The organism is Paraburkholderia sp. Tr-20389, assembly GCF_017104565.1.
In the GTDB taxonomy this organism is placed as follows: Bacteria; Pseudomonadota; Gammaproteobacteria; order Burkholderiales; family Burkholderiaceae; genus Paraburkholderia.
Genome location: NZ_JAAGPD010000003.1, coordinates 74260 through 94182, shown reverse-complemented (window position 1 = coordinate 94182; position 19923 = coordinate 74260). Strand labels below are relative to the sequence as shown.

General features: G+C 63.4%; 15 protein-coding genes. 11 read left to right on the top strand and 4 right to left on the bottom strand.

Annotation, left to right across the window (positions count from 1 at the left end; genetic code table 11):
• The first annotated feature begins 103 nt into the window (after positions 1-103).
• From G3N95_RS06215 to G3N95_RS06200, 4 genes are all read left to right on the top strand, one after another.
• Positions 104-1504 carry an MFS transporter gene (locus tag G3N95_RS06215; protein ID WP_205969128.1) on the top strand — a complete coding sequence of 467 codons (1401 nt, stop codon included), beginning with the start codon at positions 104-106 and terminating at the stop codon, positions 1502-1504.
• 423 nt (positions 1505-1927) lie between these two features.
• On the top strand, positions 1928-2497 hold the full coding sequence (locus G3N95_RS06210; RefSeq protein ID WP_205969127.1) for a fimbrial protein: 570 nt from the start codon (positions 1928-1930) through the stop codon (positions 2495-2497).
• A gap of 91 nt (positions 2498-2588) precedes the next feature.
• Complete coding sequence (locus tag G3N95_RS06205; protein ID WP_205969360.1) at positions 2589-3329, top strand: fimbria/pilus periplasmic chaperone; 741 nt, start codon at positions 2589-2591, stop codon at positions 3327-3329.
• 230 nt (positions 3330-3559) lie between these two features.
• A complete protein-coding gene (locus G3N95_RS06200) occupies positions 3560-6178 on the top strand; it encodes a fimbria/pilus outer membrane usher protein (protein WP_205969126.1) in 2619 nt (872 codons plus the stop codon).
• Positions 6179-6322: 144 nt separating this feature from the next.
• On the opposite strand, the gene G3N95_RS06195 is transcribed toward G3N95_RS06200, so the two are convergent.
• Positions 6323-6514, bottom strand: a complete 192-nt coding sequence (locus G3N95_RS06195) for a hypothetical protein (RefSeq protein ID WP_205969125.1) — start codon at positions 6512-6514, stop codon at positions 6323-6325.
• Positions 6515-6524: 10 nt separating this feature from the next.
• Between G3N95_RS06195 and G3N95_RS06190 the strand changes: the two genes are divergently transcribed.
• Together G3N95_RS06190 and G3N95_RS06185 are read left to right on the top strand one after the other, a co-directional pair.
• Entirely contained in the window at positions 6525-7292 is a 768-nt protein-coding gene (locus tag G3N95_RS06190; protein WP_205969124.1) for a fimbrial protein, read from the top strand.
• Between the two features lie 155 nt (positions 7293-7447).
• Positions 7448-9049 (top strand): peptide chain release factor 3, encoded by a 1602-nt coding sequence (locus G3N95_RS06185; protein WP_205969123.1) that lies wholly within the window; start codon positions 7448-7450, stop codon positions 9047-9049.
• Positions 9050-9818: 769 nt separating this feature from the next.
• Here G3N95_RS06185 and G3N95_RS06180 read toward each other — a convergent pair.
• Positions 9819-10688: a LysR family transcriptional regulator gene (locus tag G3N95_RS06180; RefSeq protein WP_205969122.1), complete on the bottom strand. Its 870-nt coding sequence runs from the start codon at positions 10686-10688 to the stop codon at positions 9819-9821.
• Positions 10689-11075: 387 nt separating this feature from the next.
• Here G3N95_RS06180 and G3N95_RS06175 point away from each other — a divergent pair, with 387 nt between their 5' ends.
• Positions 11076-13499: a GNAT family N-acetyltransferase gene (locus G3N95_RS06175; protein WP_205969121.1), complete on the top strand. Its 2424-nt coding sequence runs from the start codon at positions 11076-11078 to the stop codon at positions 13497-13499.
• Between the two features lie 30 nt (positions 13500-13529).
• Here the strand turns inward: G3N95_RS06175 and G3N95_RS06170 are convergent, their stop codons facing one another.
• Positions 13530-14072: a hypothetical protein gene (locus G3N95_RS06170; RefSeq protein WP_205969359.1), complete on the bottom strand. Its 543-nt coding sequence runs from the start codon at positions 14070-14072 to the stop codon at positions 13530-13532.
• Between the two features lie 889 nt (positions 14073-14961).
• Positions 14962-15741, bottom strand: a complete 780-nt coding sequence (locus G3N95_RS06165; protein WP_205969358.1) for an IclR family transcriptional regulator — start codon at positions 15739-15741, stop codon at positions 14962-14964.
• A gap of 273 nt (positions 15742-16014) precedes the next feature.
• On the opposite strand from G3N95_RS06165, the gene G3N95_RS06160 reads away from it, so the two are divergent.
• The 4 genes from G3N95_RS06160 to G3N95_RS06145 are packed head-to-tail and all read left to right on the top strand — an operon-like array spanning position 16015 to position 19921.
• Positions 16015-17064, top strand: coding sequence for a sugar ABC transporter substrate-binding protein (locus G3N95_RS06160; RefSeq protein ID WP_205969120.1), 1050 nt, complete (start codon positions 16015-16017; stop codon positions 17062-17064).
• Positions 17061-18587: a sugar ABC transporter ATP-binding protein gene (locus tag G3N95_RS06155; protein ID WP_205969119.1), complete on the top strand. Its 1527-nt coding sequence runs from the start codon at positions 17061-17063 to the stop codon at positions 18585-18587. The genes G3N95_RS06160 and G3N95_RS06155 overlap by 4 nt, the downstream gene beginning before the upstream one ends.
• Positions 18577-19602, top strand: a complete 1026-nt coding sequence (locus G3N95_RS06150) for an ABC transporter permease (RefSeq protein ID WP_205969118.1) — start codon at positions 18577-18579, stop codon at positions 19600-19602. Before G3N95_RS06155 ends, G3N95_RS06150 begins: the two co-directional genes overlap by 11 nt.
• A gap of 1 nt (position 19603) precedes the next feature.
• Positions 19604-19921, top strand: a complete 318-nt coding sequence (locus tag G3N95_RS06145) for a UxaA family hydrolase (protein WP_205969117.1) — start codon at positions 19604-19606, stop codon at positions 19919-19921.
• Positions 19922-19923: the final 2 nt, after the last annotated feature.

Here is a 19923-nt window from a genome sequence, read left to right as displayed (position 1 = left end):
GTCGGCGGATCGTCGACGCTTCGTCCGTCACGCGCGGCGGATGGCAAGGGAGTACGCGTCCCGGCGCGAACCACGGGACGCGCGATAAAACGAAGGAGACATCTTGAGCGATCAAGACCTGCTCGCGCGGCCGTCCGGTCTCGCGTCCCAATCCCCGCGCGTTGCCGCGCAGGCTCACGCGCAACCCGCGAACGTACAGACCGTCTCGCTCGACGACGTTCCGCTCAACGCGTTCCACGTCAAGATCGCCGGGCTCACATTCGGCGCGCATTTCACGGAAGGCTACGCGCTCGGCACGATCGGCTACGCGCTCGCGATGCTCAACAAGCAGATGCCGCTCGATGCGTTCTGGCAAGGCATGATCGGCAGCTCGGCGCTGATGGGTATTTTCGTCGGCAGCCTGATTTTCGGCTGGCTGTCGGATCGGATGGGCCGCCAGCGCATTTTCCTGCTGAGCTTTCTCATCATCACGATCGCGGCGTTTGCGCAGTTCTATGTATCGTCGCCGGCGATGCTGTGCGCACTGCGCGTGCTGATCGGCTTCGGCATGGGCGGCGATTTCGCCGTCGGTCACGCGATCCTCGCGGAGTTCTCGCCGCGCAAGCATCGCGGCACGCTGCTCGGCTCGTTCAGCGTGATCTGGACGATCGGCTATGTGGTCGCGAACGTGCTCGGCCTGTACTACGCGGACGCTTCGCCTGACGCGTGGCGCTGGCTGCTCGCGTCGGCGGGTGTGCCGGCTCTGGCCGTGCTGTTCATGCGCATCGGCACGCCGGAATCGCCGCGCTGGCTGCACGGCAAGGGACGCGTAGAAGAAGCGAAGGCCGTCGTGCTGAAGTACTTCGGCCCGAACGTGACGCTCGATGGCGCGCACGACGAACATGCGCACGCGCCCGGTGGCTTTGCGCGTCTGTTCAGGCGCGACCTGATTCGCCGCACGATCTTCAACTGCGCGTTCTTCGTGTGCCTCGTGATCCCGTACTTCGCGATCTACACGTTCCTGCCGTCGATCCTCAAGGCGATTCATCTCGACAACGGCTCGGGCGCGGACTTCCTGCTTAACGGCTTTCTGGTGGTCGGCGCGCTGCTCGGCATCTGGCTGACGATCGCGCTGTCGCGCCGCGCGTTCCTGATCGGTTCGTTCGCGGTGACGTGCGTGTCGCTGTTCGCGCTTGCCGTGCTGCCGGAGTCGGCGGCGTTGTGGATGATCGTCGCGTTCGCGGTGTTCACACTGACGATGTCGGCGTTCTCGAACCTGGTCGGCGTGTTTCCGCCCGAGTGCTTCCCGACGGAAGTGCGCGCGTGCGGCGTCGGCCTGGCGATTGCATGCAGCCGCCTCGGTTCGGCCGTCGGCACGTTTCTGCTGCCGCTCGGCATTGCGCAACTCGGGTTTCACTGGACGATGCTTGCGCTGTCTGCGGTGTTGCTGGTCGGCATGATCGTGTCGATTGCGTGGGCGCCTGAAACCAAGCATCTGACGTTGAATCAGGCCAGCGGCGCATAGCGTTCCGCATTCCGATCTTTTTTCTTCGGCAAAGCCCGAAGCGCCCGTGAGGGTGCTTCGGGCTTTTTTCATCTGGCGGCTCATTTTGAGAAGACCGAGCGATAGGCGCGATGCGTTGGATCTGTCCCGCAAACCCGGTGCATTTCTCAAAATCTGACGCGAATCACTTCAATCGCTTACTGCATTTGACTCCGCGCGACGCGAGTTTCCGTGTCGCTGTCTCATTACTTTCGGAGTCGTCTTAGAGATTCTGAATCGAGACATTTTTAAGATTCTTTACATGCTGATCGTCAGCGCGGCCACACGATGAGTTGGATTGGGCGGCAGCGAGTCGGCGTAAGCGGTGCGACGCATCCACGAGAGAGCGCCGCTGGTTTTCACGAAACAGGCTTCATTCGTTCAATCTTTTCAGGAGCATTCAAAATGCAAAAACGTATCATCCCCGCCGCCGTCATTCTTGCAATGGGCATCGTCGGTCTTCAGTCGATGAAGGCGCATGCCGCCGACGGCACGATCACGATCAACGGCGCAGTCTCGGATACGACCTGCTCGATCAACGGCGTGGCAGCCGGTTCGCCCGCCAACGTGACGACGACGCTGCCCACGGTTCCGGCCGGATCGCTGGCGTCGGCCGGCGCGGTTGCCGGCACGTCGAATCTCGGCGATATCCAGCTGGCGCTGAGCGGCTGCTCGGGCACGGCAACGAAGGCCGTCGCGCGCTTCGAAAACGGTCCTACCGTCGACCAGGGCAGCGGCTATCTCGTCAACCAGTCCGTCGCATCGCCTGCGCAGAACGTCGAAGTCCGCCTGCTGAACGCACAGATGCAGCCGGTCAGCATCCTGACCAACGCGAACAACGACGTCGTCAACAACGGCGCGACGATCTCGGGTGGCGCAGCGACATTGAACTACTTCGCGCAGTACTACGCGACGGGCAAGGCGCAGCCGGGCAGTGTCAATACGTCTGTGCAGTACACGATGCAGTACCAGTAAGCAGGACGGGAGGGCGCTTGTATCGGCAAGCGCCTTCATGATCGGGTTTGGCGTCGGAAAATGCGTGACTAAAAGTGAAGCGGGTGAAGCGATGAAAGCGATGAGTCGAGTGCTGGCGGGTCTGGGTTTGGCGTGTGCGCTGTTTGCCGGCGCGGCGCAGGCGAGTGTGACGATTGGCGGCACGCGGGTTGTGTACCCGCTGGATCAGCGCGAGGTGACCGTCAAGCTGAATAACGACAGCCGTACGCCGTCGCTGGTCCAGGTCTGGATGGACGACGGCAACGCCGATGCGAAGCCGGGCGACAGCAAAGCACCTTTCGTCATCACGCCGCCGATTTTCCGCATGGACGCGAGCAAGTCGCAGACGCTGCGCGTCATGTACACGGGCGAGGCACTGCCGCAGGATCGCGAGGCGGTCTACTGGCTCAACGTGCTGGACGTGCCGCCCAAAGCCGATGCGAAGGCCGACACCAACACGCTGCAGTTCGCCTATCGGACGCGCATCAAGGTGTTCGTGCGCCCGCCGAAGCTGCCCGGCACGCCGGACGAGGCGCCCCGCCTGCTCGACTGGAAGGTCGTGCCGGCGCCGCAGGGCAAAGGGCAGGCGCTCGCCGTGTCGAACCCGACGGCGTATCACGTGTCGTTCAGCGAGATTACGGTGACGTCCAACAGTGCGACGTACAAGAACGACAAGGGCGGCATGGTTGCGCCGCGCGGCCAGGAAATCATCGCAGTGCCGCAGATGAACGGTGTGCATGCCGGCAAAGTGCACTACGTCGCGATCAACGACTACGGCGGCGCAATCGAAGGCGATGCGACCATCGCGCCGTAACCTCACACTTCTTCACACGGCCGGACATTCCGGCCGTCCGTTTTCCTCTTCCAATCAATCTCGAAAAGGCCGGCGTGTGCCACTCCAGGCGCGCGCTGAGCCTTTGCACGTAAGGCTCTGGACGTCTCAAAAATAGGAGTCGTCTGAGGTACTTCCATCTCGTAAATCCATAACATCAATTCGTACCTGTTCAACAGGCCGACGTTTCCCGCAATTGAAGTTATTGGATCATGAAGCCCTCACGCCAACGTCAATCGCATGTCTCCGTCAGCAACGCGCCTGGCTCGTTTGTGTTGAATCCCGTCACGGCCGTCGTGCTGTCCGTGTTCGCGGCGATGAGCTGCGTGAGTTCGGGCAACGTCTGCGCAGCTGAACAGAGCGCCGCTGTCGAGTTCGACACGACATTCCTGCAAATCGACACGCAGCGTGTCGACGTCGCCCGTCTTGGTCGCGGCAACGTCGTGTCGCCCGGTGTATATACGGTCGATATCACGGTCAACGACAACTTCGTCGCGCGCGACAGCGTGCGTTTCGTCGCGACGCACGAAGGCGAGAATGCGCGGGCGTGCGTCACGCGCAAGATGCTCGAAGGTTTCGGTGTCGATTTCACGAAGCTCGCGGACGACAAGGAGCGCGCAGCAGCGAAAGAAGCCGCTGACGAATGCGTCGATGTGAGCGCCGTGGTGCCGGATGCAACGGTCGACTTCGACTTCGCCGAGCAGAAGCTTTCCATTTCGGTCCCGCAGAAATACATGCGCAACATGGCGCGCGGCTATGTGTCGCCGGAACTGTGGGACAACGGCGTCAACGCGGGCTTTCTCAGCTACAACGCGAATGGTTACCAGACGAATGCGGGTGGCCTGCACTCGTCGCAGGAGTATCTCGGCCTGAATGCGGGCGTGAATGTGAACGGCTGGCACTTTCGGCATCAGTCGTCGATAACCTCGGCATCGAATCAGCCGACGCAGTTCGACAACATCGCGACCTATGTGCAGCACGACATCACGAAGCTGCGCTCGCAGGTGACGCTCGGCGACGCTCAGACGACGGGCGACGTGTTCGACAGCGTGTCGTTCCGCGGCGCGCAGGTCGCCACCGACGACCGCATGCTGCCCGAGTCGCTGCGCGGCTATGCGCCCGTCGTGCGTGGCACGGCGGACTCGAATGCGCGGGTGACGGTGCGCCAGAACGGTCAGGTGATCTATGAGACGAACGTGTCGCCTGGGCCGTTCGAGATCAAGGACCTGTATGCGACTGGCTACGGCGGCAATCTCGACGTGATGGTGACGGAAGCCGATGGCCGCACGAAGAGCTTTACTGTGCCTTATGCGGCCGTCGCGCAATCGCTGCGTCCGGGGTCGACGCGTTTTGCGTTCACGGCGGGCGAGTTGCGCGACGATTCGCTGCAGACGAAGCCCGGCTTCGCACAGTTCACTGTGCAACGCGGTCTCACGAATCTCGTCACGCTTTATGGCGGCGGCATCGCAGCGAACGGCTATGTCGCGGCGAATCTCGGTGCAGCCCTCAACACGAAATACGGCGCGATCGCGGGCGATATCACGTCGGCGCGCACGCAGGTGCCGGGCGCGGATACCCGGCAAGGGCAGAGCCTGCACATCGGCTACAGCAAGTTTATCGATTCCACGGACACCAACATCGCGCTCGGCGCGTACCGCTACTCGGATGCCGGCTACTTCGGCCTCGCCGACGCGGCCCGCGTGCGCGACGCCGCGTTGCACGGCGGCGACGTCAATGCCGCCGACCGCGAGCGGGGTCGTCTGCAACTGACGGTCAATCAGAACCTGAAGGATCACGGCTCCGTGTTCGCGACGGTCTCGTCGCAGCACTACTGGAACCGCCCGGGACGCGACGTGTTCTATCAGGCCGGCTACTCGAACGGCTTCAAGTACGGCACATACAGTGTGACGGCGGGGCGCACGCGCAGTGCGGACGGCACGCTATCGAACGAAGTGATGGTGAGCACGACGATTCCGCTCGGCCACACGCAGCATTCGCCGATGCTGTCCACGAACCTCAGTGCAGGCACTGGAGCAACGAGCATGCAGGCTAGCATCGGCGGCACGGCGGGCGAGCGCGATCAGTACACCTACAACGCGTACGGCACGGCGAATGGCGGTGCTGCATCGTCGAATGCCAATGCAGGCGTGAGCGGCACGTATCGCGCGCCGTATGCGCAGGTCACGGCATCGGCGAGCGGCGGCGCGCATTCGTCGCAAGTGTCGGCGAGCGTGAGCGGTTCGGTCGTCGCGCATCCGGGCGGCGTGACGTTTTCGCAGACGGTCGGCGACACGTTCGGCATCGTCGAGGCGAAGGGCGCGGAAGGCGCGACGGTGTCGAGCGCCACGGGCGTGAAGGTGGATTCGCACGGCTATGCGGTCGTGCCGTTCCTCGCGCCGTACGGAATGAACAGCGTGGATATCGATCCGAAGGGTTCGTCGACGGATGTCGAGTTCGATTCCACGTCGGAGCATGTCGCGCCGCGCCTCGGCTCGGTGGTGATGCTGAAGTACAAGACGGTGACGGGGCGCGCCGCGTTGATTCGCGCGCCGCAGTTGAGCGGCGCAGTGTTGCCGTTCGGCGCGGCGGTGATGGATGGCAGTGGCCGTAACGTGGGCGTCGTCGCGCAGGATAGCCGGATTTTTGCGCGTGGTCTGGACGACAACGGGACGCTCGTTGTGAAGTGGGGCGATGAGGCGGGTCAACAGTGCAGCGTGAAGTATTCGCTGCCGGTGAAAGGCGGGAAGACGGATGTGGGCTATGCGTCGGTGGAATCGCATTGTGTGGCAGGTCCGGCGACGCTGGTCACCAACACGGCGGCTATGCGCTAAATATTCTTTAAGAGGTGTTGCGATGTTTATTCCCAACAATGAATGGACCGGTCCGGCGCGCACGCGCAATCGGAGTTGCGCTTTGTCGCGGTTTTTCGCGGTTCTCGTGGCCGGGCTGCTGATGTCGTTCGCGTCTTTCTCGGCTCACGCGAATTCCACCTGCAATGACTCGAACGGAAACAACGCACTCAATGCTGGCACGATCTCAGTGCCAGTCAACGCATCGACCGGCATGACCGTCGCGACGCTAGCGTCAATCAGTTTCATCGTCGAGTGCAAGTTTCTGAACGCGGGATCGTATGCCACGACAGACACGGTCCAGGCAAAACTGAGCACGGCGGCTCCGTTGGCAGCGGGTTTCGCAGATGTGTACCAGACAGGAATTTCCGGTCTGGGGGTTCGCTACACGTTCAATTCGCCATCTGGGCAATGCAATGCGAACAACCTGACGATGCAAAACGGCTCCATCACACTAAGTTGCACGTTCAGTGGTCCGCTGGGTGGCCCGTACATCCAGTACCCCGTGATGATCACCGCCACGCTTGTTGTGACCGGGCCGATCGCATCGGGTGCGTCGACACTCTCTTCCGCACCGTCGATCGCGGTGTCCTTTACGACGATCGACACGGGAGGACCCTGGAGCCAGACGCCCGCGTACTCGGGTTCTGCGTCGGGCGTCCTCACCCACGCGACGTGCTCCGTCAACCAGACCAACGTCGCTGTCTCCATGCCCACCGCCGACACGCGCGCATTCAACGCAGTCGGGGCTGTCGCGGCGCCGCAGCCGTTTTCGCTCTCGTTGTCCTGTTCGGCAGGCGCGACCGTGCTGATCACGCTGACGGACAGTGTCAATCCGGCCAACCGCAGCACTTCCCTACAATTGACCGCTGATTCCACCGCACAGGGCATGGGCGTCCAGGTGTTGAACAGCGGTGGCACGCCTGTCGCGTTCGGACCGGACTCGGCGACGCCGGGGAACACGAACCAGTGGACGGTAGGTGCATCGCCGAACGGGGCGCTGCAGATTCCGTTGACGGCGCGTTACGTGCGCACGGGTTCGGTCTCGGCGGGCACAGTGAAGGCGCTCGCGACGTTCACCCTGTCGTATCAGTGAGGGGCATCCCGCCACGCCAGCTATACTTATGGGTTGCTCCGGCACGTGTATCATCGCGGCTTCGCCGGTTCTTACGGGCCGCTCCGGCATGTCGCCGCGCCCGGTTGCCGTACCGCCGCCTGTCACAAGGGCGTGCGCCATGACCCCAATTGCCAATGTCAGTCTCCGAACTCAAACGCCGCCGCACGTTCGCGGTCATTTCCCACCCTGACGCGGGTAAAACCACGCTCACCGAAAAGCTGCTGCTATTTTCGGGCGCGATCCAGATCGCGGGCACCGTGAAGGGCCGCAAGAGCAATCGCTACGCGACGTCCGACTGGATGGAAATCGAAAAGCAGCGCGGCATTTCCGTTGCGAGTTCGGTGATGCAGTTCGAGTACGGCGACTGCGTGATCAATCTGCTCGACACGCCGGGCCACGAAGACTTTTCGGAAGACACGTATCGGGTGCTGACGGCCGTCGATGCTGCCGTGATGGTGATCGACGGTGCGAACGGCGTCGAAGCGCAGACGCTCAAGCTGCTCGAAGTGTGCCGCAGCCGCAAGACGCCGATCGTCACGTTCATCAACAAGCTCGACCGCGAAGTGCGCGAGCCGCTCGATCTGCTCGATGAAATCGAGCAGCATCTTGGCGTGTCGGCCGTGCCGTTCACCTGGCCGATCGGGATGGGCAAGGAATTCCAGGGCGTCTACGACGTTCAGAACGACCAGGTGCGTGTGTTCCGCGCCGGTCAGGACACGCTCGGCGGCGCGGTGGAAACCATCCAGGCGCTCGGCGACGAGGAAGGCGAGCGTCGCTTCGGGCATACGTGGGTGCGCGCGAAGGAAGAAATCGATCTGATCACGGGCGCCACGCCCACCTTCGATCGCGACGAATTCCTCGCGGGCCAGCAGTCGCCTGTGCTGTTTGGCTCGGCGATCAACAACTTCGGCGTGAAGGAAATTCTCGACGCGCTCGTCGATCTGGCGCCGCCGCCGTCCGCGCGCCTGACGGTGCAGCGTCCCGTGCAACCGGACGAGCCGAAGTTCACGGGCGTCGTCTTCAAGGTGCAGGCGAACATGGACCTGGCGCACCGCGACCGCGTCGCGTTCATCCGCGTGTGCTCGGGACGTTTCGAGCGCGGCATGGCGTTGAAGGTCACGCGCAACAACAAGACGTTCCGCGCGAACAACGTGGTGACGTTCCTGTCGCAGCGCCGCGAGACGGTCAGCGAGGCGTATGCGGGCGATATCATCGGCATCCCGAATCACGGCACGCTGAGCCTTGGTGACACGTTGACGGAAGGCGAACAGCTGCAATTCGTCGGTCTGCCGTTCTTCGCACCGGAAATCTTCCAGACGGTCGAAGTGGTTGATCCGATGCGTTCGAAGCAACTCGGCGAAGCGCTGAAGCAGCTTGGCGAAGAGGGTGCAATTCAGGTGTTCAAGCCGGTGGTCGGCGGGTTGACCATTCTCGGCGCTGTGGGACAGTTGCAGTTCGAAGTGGTGTCGCATCGGTTGTCGACCGAGTACAAGGTCGACGTGCGGATGGCGCCGGCGCGGTACCGGATGTCACGGTGGGTGACTTGTGATGATGCCGCTGAGTTGCGGCGCTTCTGTGATTCTTACTCGCCGCGGATTGCCTATGACGCGGCTGATGCGCCGACTTATCTTGCCTCTCATATCTCCGAGATCGAAGTCGCGCAGAAGGCTTGGCCTAAGATTGTGTTTAATGAGCTGCGCGAGCATTCTGGGGCGCCGTTCAGGAAGGCCATGTAGGTTTTTGTCTGCGACGCAGTCGCCATGCTGTTTTTTTTGCTGGCGAGCGCTTTTTTTTTCGCTGGCATCCGCGATTTCATGTCTGCGTTCAGGCGTTGCCCCTGTGCGGGGCGGCACCTACTTTTCTTTGCAGCGGCAAAGAAAAGTAGGCAAAAGAAAGCCGCTAACACCGCTAGCTCTTGTGCTTGCCTGCGGGCCCCCTACGGGTCCCGCACTCCACACGGCAACACATTGTGTTGCGCCCGTTGCCAGCGCCTTGAACCGGCGCATCACCCGCTCCAATCACCCGTAGTACAGCCAGCGACAGCAATTCGTTTGCGCCGCCCAGGTGGCAAACGGTGTGTAGGTTGTCGCGCCGTATGCGTTGGCGCTTCTACGACACCGATCCGCTTTTCAGTCCGGAGTGGTGCACTTCCATCGCGACAGCCTACACACAGTTTGCCACCTGGGCGGCCGCGAACGTCTGGTAACGCGGTCCGTGACGCGGGAGTGTGAAGCGGGTGATGCGTGAGTTAGCACGCTGGCAACGGGCGCAAACAAGCGTGCTGCCGCGTGGAGCGTAAGAACTGATGGGGGCCCGCAGGCAAAAACAAGGATTGGCGGTGTGAGCCCGCTTTCTTTGCTTACTTTCTTTGCGGCGGCAAAGAAAGTAAGTGCCGCCCCGCACAGGGGCAACGCCAGCAAACCAGAAGCAAACCGCGGATGCCAGCGAACAAAAGGCGCTCGCCAGCAAAAAAACCAGAATGGCGACTACGTCGCAGAAAAAAAATCAGGACATACTCAAAACCTGCTCCCGCAACCACCCAGCAAAAGCCTGCACATGCTCAAGCGCCTCATGGCGCGGCCCGATATCGAGCCAATACCCGTAGGGTCCACTAACCTCGATATCCGACATGAAAGCGAGACTACCCTCGCCCAACTCCTCGACGATCATATTCCGATCGACGACTGCGAGTCCCACACCCTTGCGCGCCGCGTGAATCGCCTGTTCGAGCGTCGAGAACTCGATCCCGTTCTCGCCATACTTCGCAGGCAAGCCAGCCTTATCGAGCCAATCCGGCCACAGATTCAAACGCGCATCGTTGTGCAGGACGTGCAGCGCGGGCAGCGTCTCCAGCAGCTTGTCCAGCGGCTCGCCGCCGAAACGCGGCGCACCGACCAGCGTATGCCGCTCGATCATCAGCAACTCGGAATGCGCATCGTGCAGGGCGTCGCGGCCGAAGCGGATGTTGCAGTGGCAGTCGTCGGTAGGCTCCGTGCGCACGGACAGCTCGACGTCCGGCAACTCGACGGCCAGCGAGCCGAGTCGCGGCGAAAACCATTGAGTCGCGAAAGTCGGCGGCACCGACAGCACCAGTCGCCGGCGGCCCTTTGCCGTCGTCACCTGGCGCGTGCCGCGTTCGAGCGTATCGAACGCTTCCGACACGCACGGCAACAACTGCTGGCCCGCCTTCGTCAGACGGATGCCCTTGTGATCTCGCTCGAAAAGCTTTGCGCCGAGCGACTCCTCGAGAATCTTGATCTGCCGGCTGACCGCGCCCTGCGTGACGCACAGCGCGACGGCGGCGCGGTTGAAACTCATGTGCCGTGCCGTTTCTTCGAAAAAGCGCAACGCGATCAGCGAGGGCAAACGCCGCATAAATCTTCCTTCAGTCTCTTCGTTCTTCTCTGACTCGCCCGCGGCCGGTGGCCGGCAGGCGCGCTCCGCGTATCGACGCGCGGCACGCCACCGCGTGTCACGTCGCGTCGCAGCGGGAAGCGTCGCCGCGAGCAGTGGGGCGATTCTACATGCTGCGTCAGGTGCGGCGTCAGCGGCCGCGTGCCTTTGTCGCGTCGCCGGCAGCGCTTTCGTCCGGAAGCCATGCGCTAACATCAGATGGATGCGGGCGGGCGCAGCGGGGCCCGAACCGGCGCGTGCTTCAGGCTGACATCGCGACGTCCCCGCTCATCGCCTATCCTGATGACTGATGAAATCGCGCGCCATCGCTGTGCCCGAAGCGCGCACTCACCTCACTGCGGAGCGCCCGTGACCGTACGCAACCTCGATGCATTGTTTCGTCCGAAATCCGTTGCTGTGATCGGCGCCTCGAACCGCCAGGGCAGCACGGGCGCGATGGTCTGGAAGCGGCTGATCGAAGGCGGCTTCGACGGTCCCGCGTGGGCCGTCAATCCGAAGTACGACATGCTCGACGGTCACGCATGCGTCGGCAACGCGGGCGATCTGCCCGACGCGCCCACCGTCGCGATCATCTGCACGCCCTCGTCGACGTGGCCCGGCATCGTCCATGCGCTCGGCGGGCGCGGCACGCGGGCGGCGATCATCGTCGGCGAAGTGCGCGGCGAAGAAGGCCGCGCCGATGTGCGCCACACGCTCGCTGCCGCGCGCCCGCATCTGCTGCGCATCGTCGGGCCGGGCAGCCTTGGCATCGTGACGCCCGCGCTCAAGGCGCATCTGGGTGCGCCTTCCGTCACGGTGCGGGCGGGCGGCGTCGCCTGGGTGTCGCAGTCGAACGCGTTGACGAACGCGGTGCTCGGCTGGGCGCACGCGCGCGGCCTCGGCTTCTCGCACGCGGTCGCGCTCGGCGACGAAGCCGACGTCGATGCCGGTGACGTGCTCGACTATCTCGCCAGCGACGCCGGCACGCGAGCGATCCTGCTCGAAGTGGACTCCGTGAAGGCTGCGCGCAAGTTCATGTCGGCGGCACGGGCGGCGGCGCGCAACAAGCCGGTGCTGGCCTTGCGTTCGGGCCGCAGCGATCCCGACGACGCGCTCTACACAGCCGCTTTTCGCCGCGCGGGCGTGGTGCGCGTCGACGCGCTCGACGACCTGCTCGACGAAATCGAAACGCTCGGCGTGGGCCGCGTCGCTGCGGGCGCGACGGCGACGCTGATTACGAGCGACCGCGGCGTCGCGACGCTCGCCACCGACGCCTTCAAAGCCGCCGGCGATACGCTCGCGCCGTGCCCGTCAGGCGCTGTCGAAGCGCTCGCGCAGGCGTTGCCGCGCGCCAGGCCCGGCAATCCGCTGCTGCTCGGAAGTGACGCGCGCGCCGAGCATTTCGGCTCAGCGATCAAGGTTCTGGCCGACCATCGTTCGACGGGCACGGCGTTCGTCGTGCACGCGTCGACGCACAGCGCGCCCGTCGAAGAAGTCGCGCAGGCGCTGATCGCGAATCAGCGCTACGCGTATCGCGGGCTGCTCGCGTGCTTTTTCGGCGGGGTGAAGCGCGAGACGCGGGACGCGTTGCACGAGCACGGCATTCCCGTTCACACCACGCCGCAGCGGCTTGCGCGCGCGTTCGAGCGTCTGGTCGAATATCGGCTTGTGCGCGAACTGCTGATGCAGACACCAGAAGGCCAGCCCGCGCGCGTGCCCGAATCGATCGATGCCGCGCAGGCGCAGGCGTGCGCGGCGCTATCGTCGGGCGTAACGGAACTCGACGGTGACGATGCGGCGCGGCTGCTTGCGCACTTCGGCCTTCGCACCGTTCCCGACGACGCGCGCGAGCAAGCCGTCGTCGACATCGGCGTCGAACTGCGCGACGACGACAACTTCGGCCCCGTGTTCCGCTTTACCGCGCCGCCCGAGCACGACGAAGCGCGGCCGATGTGCGTGTTCGGCCTGCCGCCGCTGAATCCCGTGCTGTCGCGCGACATCCTGTCGAACTCGGCCTACTTCCGCGAGGTCGCGCCCGAGCCCGTGCTGAACGCATTCACGGCGATTTCGCAGGCGGTGTCGGAGATACGCGAGATCGTGTCGTTGAACCTGGCGTTGCGCGTGATGAGAAACGGCGCGGCCATCGTCGCGCCGCGTCTGCGGTTGTCGGCGAACCGGACGCGCTTCGCGATCATGCCGTATCCGCGACGCTACGAAGAGACGCTCGACTGGCGCGGCCAGCGCATCACGGTGCGGCCGATTCGTCCCGAAGACGAAGCGGCGCATCGCGAGTTCGTCGAGTCGATGACACCCGACGATCTGCGTCTGCGGTTTTTCGGTGCGGTCGGCAGCTTCGATCATTCGCAACTCGCGCGCATGACGCAGATCGACTATGACCGCGAGATGGCGTTGATCGCGACGACGCAGAACGACGACGGCACGACGCACACGCTGGGCGTGGTGCGTGCGGTCGCCGATCCCGACAACGAAACGGCCGAGTTCGCGATGGCCGTGCGTTCGGATCAGAAGGGCAGAGGGTTGGGGCGACTGTTGATGGAGCGGATCATCGCGTACGCGCGGGCGCGCGGTACGCATTGGATCGTCGGCGAGGCGCTGCGCGAGAACTCCGCGATGATCGGCCTCGCGACGGCTGTCGGTTTTACGACGTCGCGCACCGACGATCCGGGCGTCGTCGGCTTCAGGATGGCGCTCGAACAGCCCGACGACGGCAAACAAAAAGGCGGCGCACCGGGGTTCGGCGCGTCGCCTTCATGTTCTGCCAACACACGCTAGGTCGCGCGCGTGCGCTGCGGGTGAATGCTCTTAGGCCGCGAGCTTTGCCGAGGCTGCGTCCACCTGTTCGCGCGAGACGGCGAGTTCGTCGAGCCACTCGGCTGCATACGTTGCGCCCGTTTCGCGTTCCAGACGCGCGATGGTTGCTGCGCAGCGCATGGCGTCTTTGGGGGTGGCGATGAACGACTTCACCGATTGTCCCGCCGAGAACGCTTCGAAGAGCGGCAGGCGCACTTCATCGGGCAACGCGCGGGTCCATTGATACGGCTTGCCGTTGAAGGTTACCGTGGGCGGCAGCACGCGCTCTTTCTTCGCGGCCGGGATCAGACCGAAGTTACGGGCGGCGTCGCCGATCTGATCGGCGGAGAAGAGTTCGTCGGGGCTGATGTCGAACTGTGCGATGAAGGTTTCGATCTGCTTCATTGCGGTGGCGCGGTCATCGCGTTTTTGCTGCGCGCGAGAAACGATTTCGCGGAGTTCGTCGGCTTCTTCGGCGGTGATGGTGAAGCTTGCCTGCTTTTGCTGGAGTTCGGAAAAGCGCTGGAATTCGAGGTCTGAGAGGAGTTTTGCCATTTGGTTTGCGAGTGGGCGCAATTTGGGGTTTGCGGTTTGGGCGGGGCGGTATTTTAGCGTATTCGGTTTTGCCTTCTCGGCGCGGGCTACGCCGGTTGGGTTTTGCTCTGCGGTGGCGCGGGCGCTGGCGCTTTCGCTTTCGCTGGCATCCGCGTGATGTCTTCGTACTTCATGCGTTGCCCCTGTGCGGGGCGGCACTTACTTTCTTTGCCGCCGCAAAGAAAGTAAGCAAAGAAAGCGGGCTCACACCGCCAGTCCTTGTTTTTGCCTGCGGGCCCCCAACAGTTCTTACGCTCCACACGGCAACACGCCCGTTTGCGCCCGTTGCCAGCGCCCTGAACAGGCGCATCACCCGCTTCACACTCTCACGTCACGGGCCGCGTTACCAGGCGTTCGCGGCCGCCCAGGTGGCAAACTGTGTGTAGGCCGTCGCGATGGAAGTGCACCACTCCGGACCGAAAACCGGGATCGGTGTCGTAGGATCGCGAACGCATGTGGTGCGATTACCTACACACAGTTTGCCACCTGGGCGGCGCTGACGAGTCGCTGCCGCTGGCTTGCCTGCGGGTGATTGGAGTGGGTGATGCGCCTGTTCAGGGCGCTGGCAACGGGCGCAAACAAAGGCGTTGCCGCGTGAAGCGTAAGAACTGTTGGGGGCCCGCAGGCAACAACAAGCACTGGCGGGGTTAGCCCGCTTTCTTTGCTTACTTTCTTTGCGGCGGCAAAGAAAGTGAGTGCCGCCCCGCACAGGGGCAACGCATGAAGTACGAAGACATCACGCGGATGCCAGCGACAGCGACAGCGAAAGCGCAGAGCGCAGAGCAAAACCCAGAAGGCGTAGCCCGCGCCGAGAAGGCAAATATGACGACTACGTCGTAGACAAAAAAAGCTACTCAGCAAACATAGAAAGCCCCTGCACAATCTCCCTCAACATCCCGGTAACCTCATCGAGAGAAGGTGCAACATACTCATCGATCCGCTTGAGATACGGACAAGTCATGGCAGCAATAGCCTGCCCGGAAGCCGTCAGCAACGGAAACGTCAAGTCGGTGACACCAAAAATCTGCTGACTATCCTTCTGCGAAAAACCGGCACCACGAATCGCCGCGCAAGCGGCCTCAAGCGCGCTGTGATCGATGGTCACTTCGCCTTTGACCTTCGTATGCTCGGCAAGCATATGCTCACGCTGCTCGAGCGTCTGAAACGCCAGCATCGTCCGCCCCGAACTCGTATCAATCAAACCGACCCGCGAGCCAAGCCGCACCGAAATACCCCACGTGCCCGGCCCATCCACCTGCGCAATCACCAGCAGATTGCCGCGATCGTAGACGGCCAGATGACAAGACTGCTCGGCTTCCGTCGCGAAGCGCTGCATCAGCGGTAACGCCTCGGAAATCAGCCGGTTCATCGGCGGATGCCGATGCGCAAGCGCATACAGCTTCAAGCTCAACGAATAGCGGTCGCCCCCCGCCGATCGCACCACGTACTGACGCGCTACCAGCCGCTCCAGCATCCGGTACATCTCGCTAGCGTTGCGCCCCAATAGCTTCGTGATCTCGGCGCGCGTCAGCCCGCTCTTCTGCTCCGCAAGCAGCTCCAGTATGTCCAGACCCTTGTCGAGCGCAGGCGCCCGATAACGGTCGGCGTCGTCCTTCTCTTCCACGTCCATCGTCAGCAGTCGGTTGGTGTTTGACATTCGCATCGATTATCGGCCGTCAAAGGACTGTCACACAGGGCAGAGCGCTCCAGGGAAAACACCCACCCCACGCTCGTTGACTTCGAAAAGTTCGTATATGAATAATACGTTCATTGGTGAATGCATGCACCAATGCCCATAAAAAAGCGAAGGTCGATGTACCCGGCTCGCCGGTTCCTCTTCCCACAACGCAGTTCCGGCAGTGCTGAGCCAGAGCGCCAGCATCGGCCGACTAAGGAGACAAACATGGGTTTCGCCAAGGAGCCGCGCGCGGCTCGCCGTTTTGTTCAGGGTGCATTGACGGCCGCCGCGGCTGCCGCATGCGTGGCCGGCATCGGCCTCAGCACGGCCGCACAGGCCGCCGATTCCAGCAAGGTCGGTCTGGGCCTGCCGCTTCTCACGTCGCCGTTCTGGCAGTCGTACAACAACTACCTGCCGAAGTACGCGAAGGAGATGGGCATCGACATCCTCGCGCCCGTCAATTCGAACAACGACCCCGCGCAGCAGATCACCGACATGAACAACATGGTGAATCTGGGCGCGAAGGGCATCGTCGTCGGGCCGATCGATTCGGCCGCGATCAGCCGCGCACTCGATTCGGCATCGGCGAAAGACGTGAAAGTCGTCGCCGTCGACGTCGCGCCGACGCAAGGCAAGGTCGCGATGGTCGTGCGTGCCGACAACCGCGCGTACGGCACGAATGCGTGCAAGTACATCGGCGAGCACGTGAAGTCCGGCAAGGTCGTGCAGATCATGGGCGATCTGGCTTCCGTCAACGGACGCGACCGCTCCGAAGCATTCCGCGCATGCCTGAAGAACTATCCGGCGCTGTCGCTGCTGGAGATCCCCGCGGGCTGGAAGGGCGATGTCGCGGCAAGCTCGCTCGACAGCCTGCTCACCGCCAATCCCGATGTGAAGGCGATCTACATGCAGGCGGGCGGCGTCTATCTGTCGCCGACGCTGCAGACGCTGCGCCGCAAGCAGATGCTGTTCCCCGCAGGCGATGCGAAGCACGTCGTGATCGTCAGCAATGACGGCATTCCGCAAGAGTTCGACGCGATCCGCAAGGGCGAGATCGACGCGACCATTTCGCAGCCCGCCGATCTGTACGCGAAGTACGGCCTTTACTACATGAAGGCCGCGCTCGCCGGACAGACCTTCAAGCCGGGTCCGACGGATCACGGCAGCAACATCGTCCAGTTGCAGCCGGGCGTGCTCGAAGACCAGTTGCCCGCGCCGCTCGTGACGAAGGCGAATGTCGACGACAAGAACCTCTGGGGCAATACACTGAAATGACCCACGACGCGAACGCATCCACGCGCGCGGTCGTCGAAGCGCTTGGCGTAGGCAAGCGCTTCGGCAGCCACGCGGCGCTGAGAGACGTGAGCATGCGCGTGATGCCCGGCGAGTCGCATGCGCTCGTCGGGCGCAACGGCGCGGGAAAGTCGACGCTCGTGTCGATTCTCACCGGCCTGCGCAAATCCGACACGGGCGAAGTGCGCTTCGGCGGCGAAGCGGCGCCGCCCGTCGCCGACCGCGATGCGTGGCGCGAACGCGTCGCGTGCGTCTATCAGCATTCGACGATCATCCGCGAGTTGTCCGTCGCGGAGAATCTGTTCATCAACCGGCAGCAGACGCGCAACGGCATCATCGACTGGCGCACGATGCGCCGCGATGCGCGCGCGCTGCTCGACCACTGGAAGATCGACGTGCGCGAAGACGCGCGCGCGGGCGATCTCAGCGTCGAAGCCCGGCAACTGGTCGAGATCGCGCGGGCGTTGTCGTATGGCGCGCGCTTCATCATTCTCGACGAACCGACAGCGCAACTCGACGGCGACGAAATCAAGCGGCTTTTCAAACGCATCGAAGAGTTGCAGCGCGAAGGCGTGACGTTCCTGTTCATCTCGCATCATCTGCAAGAGGTGTACGAGATTTGCCAGGCCGTCACCGTGTTGCGCGATGCAAGGCATATCGTCAGTGCGCCCGTTTCCGCATTGCCGCGCGACAAGCTGATCGAAGCGATGACGGGCGAACGCGGCGGCCTGAACGTCACCGATGCGGCATCGCGCGTACCGCTGCCGGCGCATACGGCCGTCGCGTTGCAGGTCGAAGGACTCGCGGGCGTGGATTACGAAGACGTGTCGTTTGCGGTGAAGCGCGGCGAAGTCGTCGGACTCACGGGCGCGACCAGCAGCGGCCGCACGAGCGTCGCGGAAGCAATCGCGGGACTGCGCAAGCCGCAGCGTGGCAGCATCCGCGTGGACGGCGAAGCATTGCCGCCAGGCGACGTGCCCGCTGCATTGAAGCGTGGCATCGGCTGCGTGCCGAAGGACCGTCATCACGAAGGGCTGGTGCTGACGCAATCGGTCGCGGAAAACGCGTCGATGACGATTGCTCGCGTGCTCGGCAAGTTCGGCATCGCGCCGCCCGCGAAGAAGAACGCATTCGGCAAGAAGATGATCGACGCGCTCGGCATCGTCGCGCAAGGGCCGGAGCACGTGGTGTCGGGACTGTCGGGCGGCAATCAGCAGAAGGTGGTGATGGCCCGCGCGCTCGCGACCGATCCCGACGTGCTCGTGCTGATCGATCCGACAGCGGGCGTCGACGTGAAGTCGAAAGAAGCGCTGTTGTCAGTCGTCGATCGCGTGCGCGACGAAGGCAAGGCGGTGATCGTCGCATCGGGCGAACTCGACGATCTGCGCACCTGCGACCGCGTGCTGGTGATGTTCCGTGGCCGCATCGCGGCCGAGTTTCCTGCAGGTTGGGAAGACCACGATCTGATCGCATCCGTTGAAGGAGTCAGTCTCCATGAAGAATAGTGTGCCTGCGTTTGCCTCGGCTCAAGGGATGGGCGCAAGCGCCGCGCGTCCGCGCATCGAGTTCGCGCGGCTGCGCGATCTCGCGCTGGTGCCCGCGCTCGCGTTGCTGATCGTGATCGGGGCGTTCGTCAGCCCGAGCTTTCTGACAAAGGCGAATCTGATCAGCGTGCTGGGCGCGTCGGCGGCATTGGCGCTCGTCGTGCTTGCCGAATCGCTGATCGTGTTGACGGGCAAGTTCGATCTTTCGCTCGAATCGACGGTCGGCATTGCACCTGCCATCGGTGCAATGCTAGTGATGCCCGCCGCTTCCGCGGGTTTCGGTTTCGAATGGCCTGCGGCTGCCGGCTTGCTGGCGATCGTCGTGGTCGGCGCGCTGATCGGTTTCATCAATGGTTTTCTCGTCGTGCGGCTGCGGCTCAACGCGTTCATCGTCACGCTCGCGATGCTGATCGTATTGCGCGGCATGCTGGTCGGCGCGACCAAGGGCGGCACGCTGTTCGACATGCCGCCGTCGTTCTTCGCGCTCGCGACCACCATCGTGTTCGGCCTGCCGCTCTCCGTGTGGCTCGCGGCAGTCGCGTTCGGCATCGCCGCGTTCATGTTGCGCTATCACCGGCTGGGCCGCGCGCTGTATGCGATCGGCGGCAATCCGGAAGCGGCGCGCGCGGCGGGCATTCGCGTCGAGCGCATCACGTGGGGCGTGTTCGTGCTCGGCAGCGTGCTGGCGTCGATCGGCGGACTGGTCGTGACGGGTTACGTCGGCGCGATCAATGCGAATCAGGGCAACGGGATGATCTTCACGGTGTTCGCGGCGGCGGTGATCGGCGGCATTTCGCTCGATGGCGGCAAGGGCACGATGCTCGGCGCGCTCTCGGGTGTGCTGCTGCTCGGCGTCGTGCAGAACCTGCTGACGCTCGCACAGGTGCCGTCGTTCTGGATTCAGGCGATCTACGGCGCCATCATTCTCGGCTCGCTGATGGTCGCGCGACTCGCCAGCGGCGAAGGACAAAACTGACATGACGGACACGACGGACGCACGCCTCATTCTGCTGAGCCCCGACGACAACTGCCTGATCGCCGCTGCGCGACTGGAAGCCGGCACGCAGATCGACATCGAAGGCGAGCGCGTGACGCTCGCGAAGACGATCGAACTGGGCCACAAGCTTGCGCGCCGCCCGCTGCATGCCGATGAAAAGGTGCTGCGCTATGGCGCGGTCATCGGCCACGTGACCGTCGACGTCGCGCGCGGCGAACATCTGCATACGCACAACCTCGAAAGCGATTACCTGCCCACGTATACGCACGACGCAGGCCACGCATTCGTTCATCACTGAAC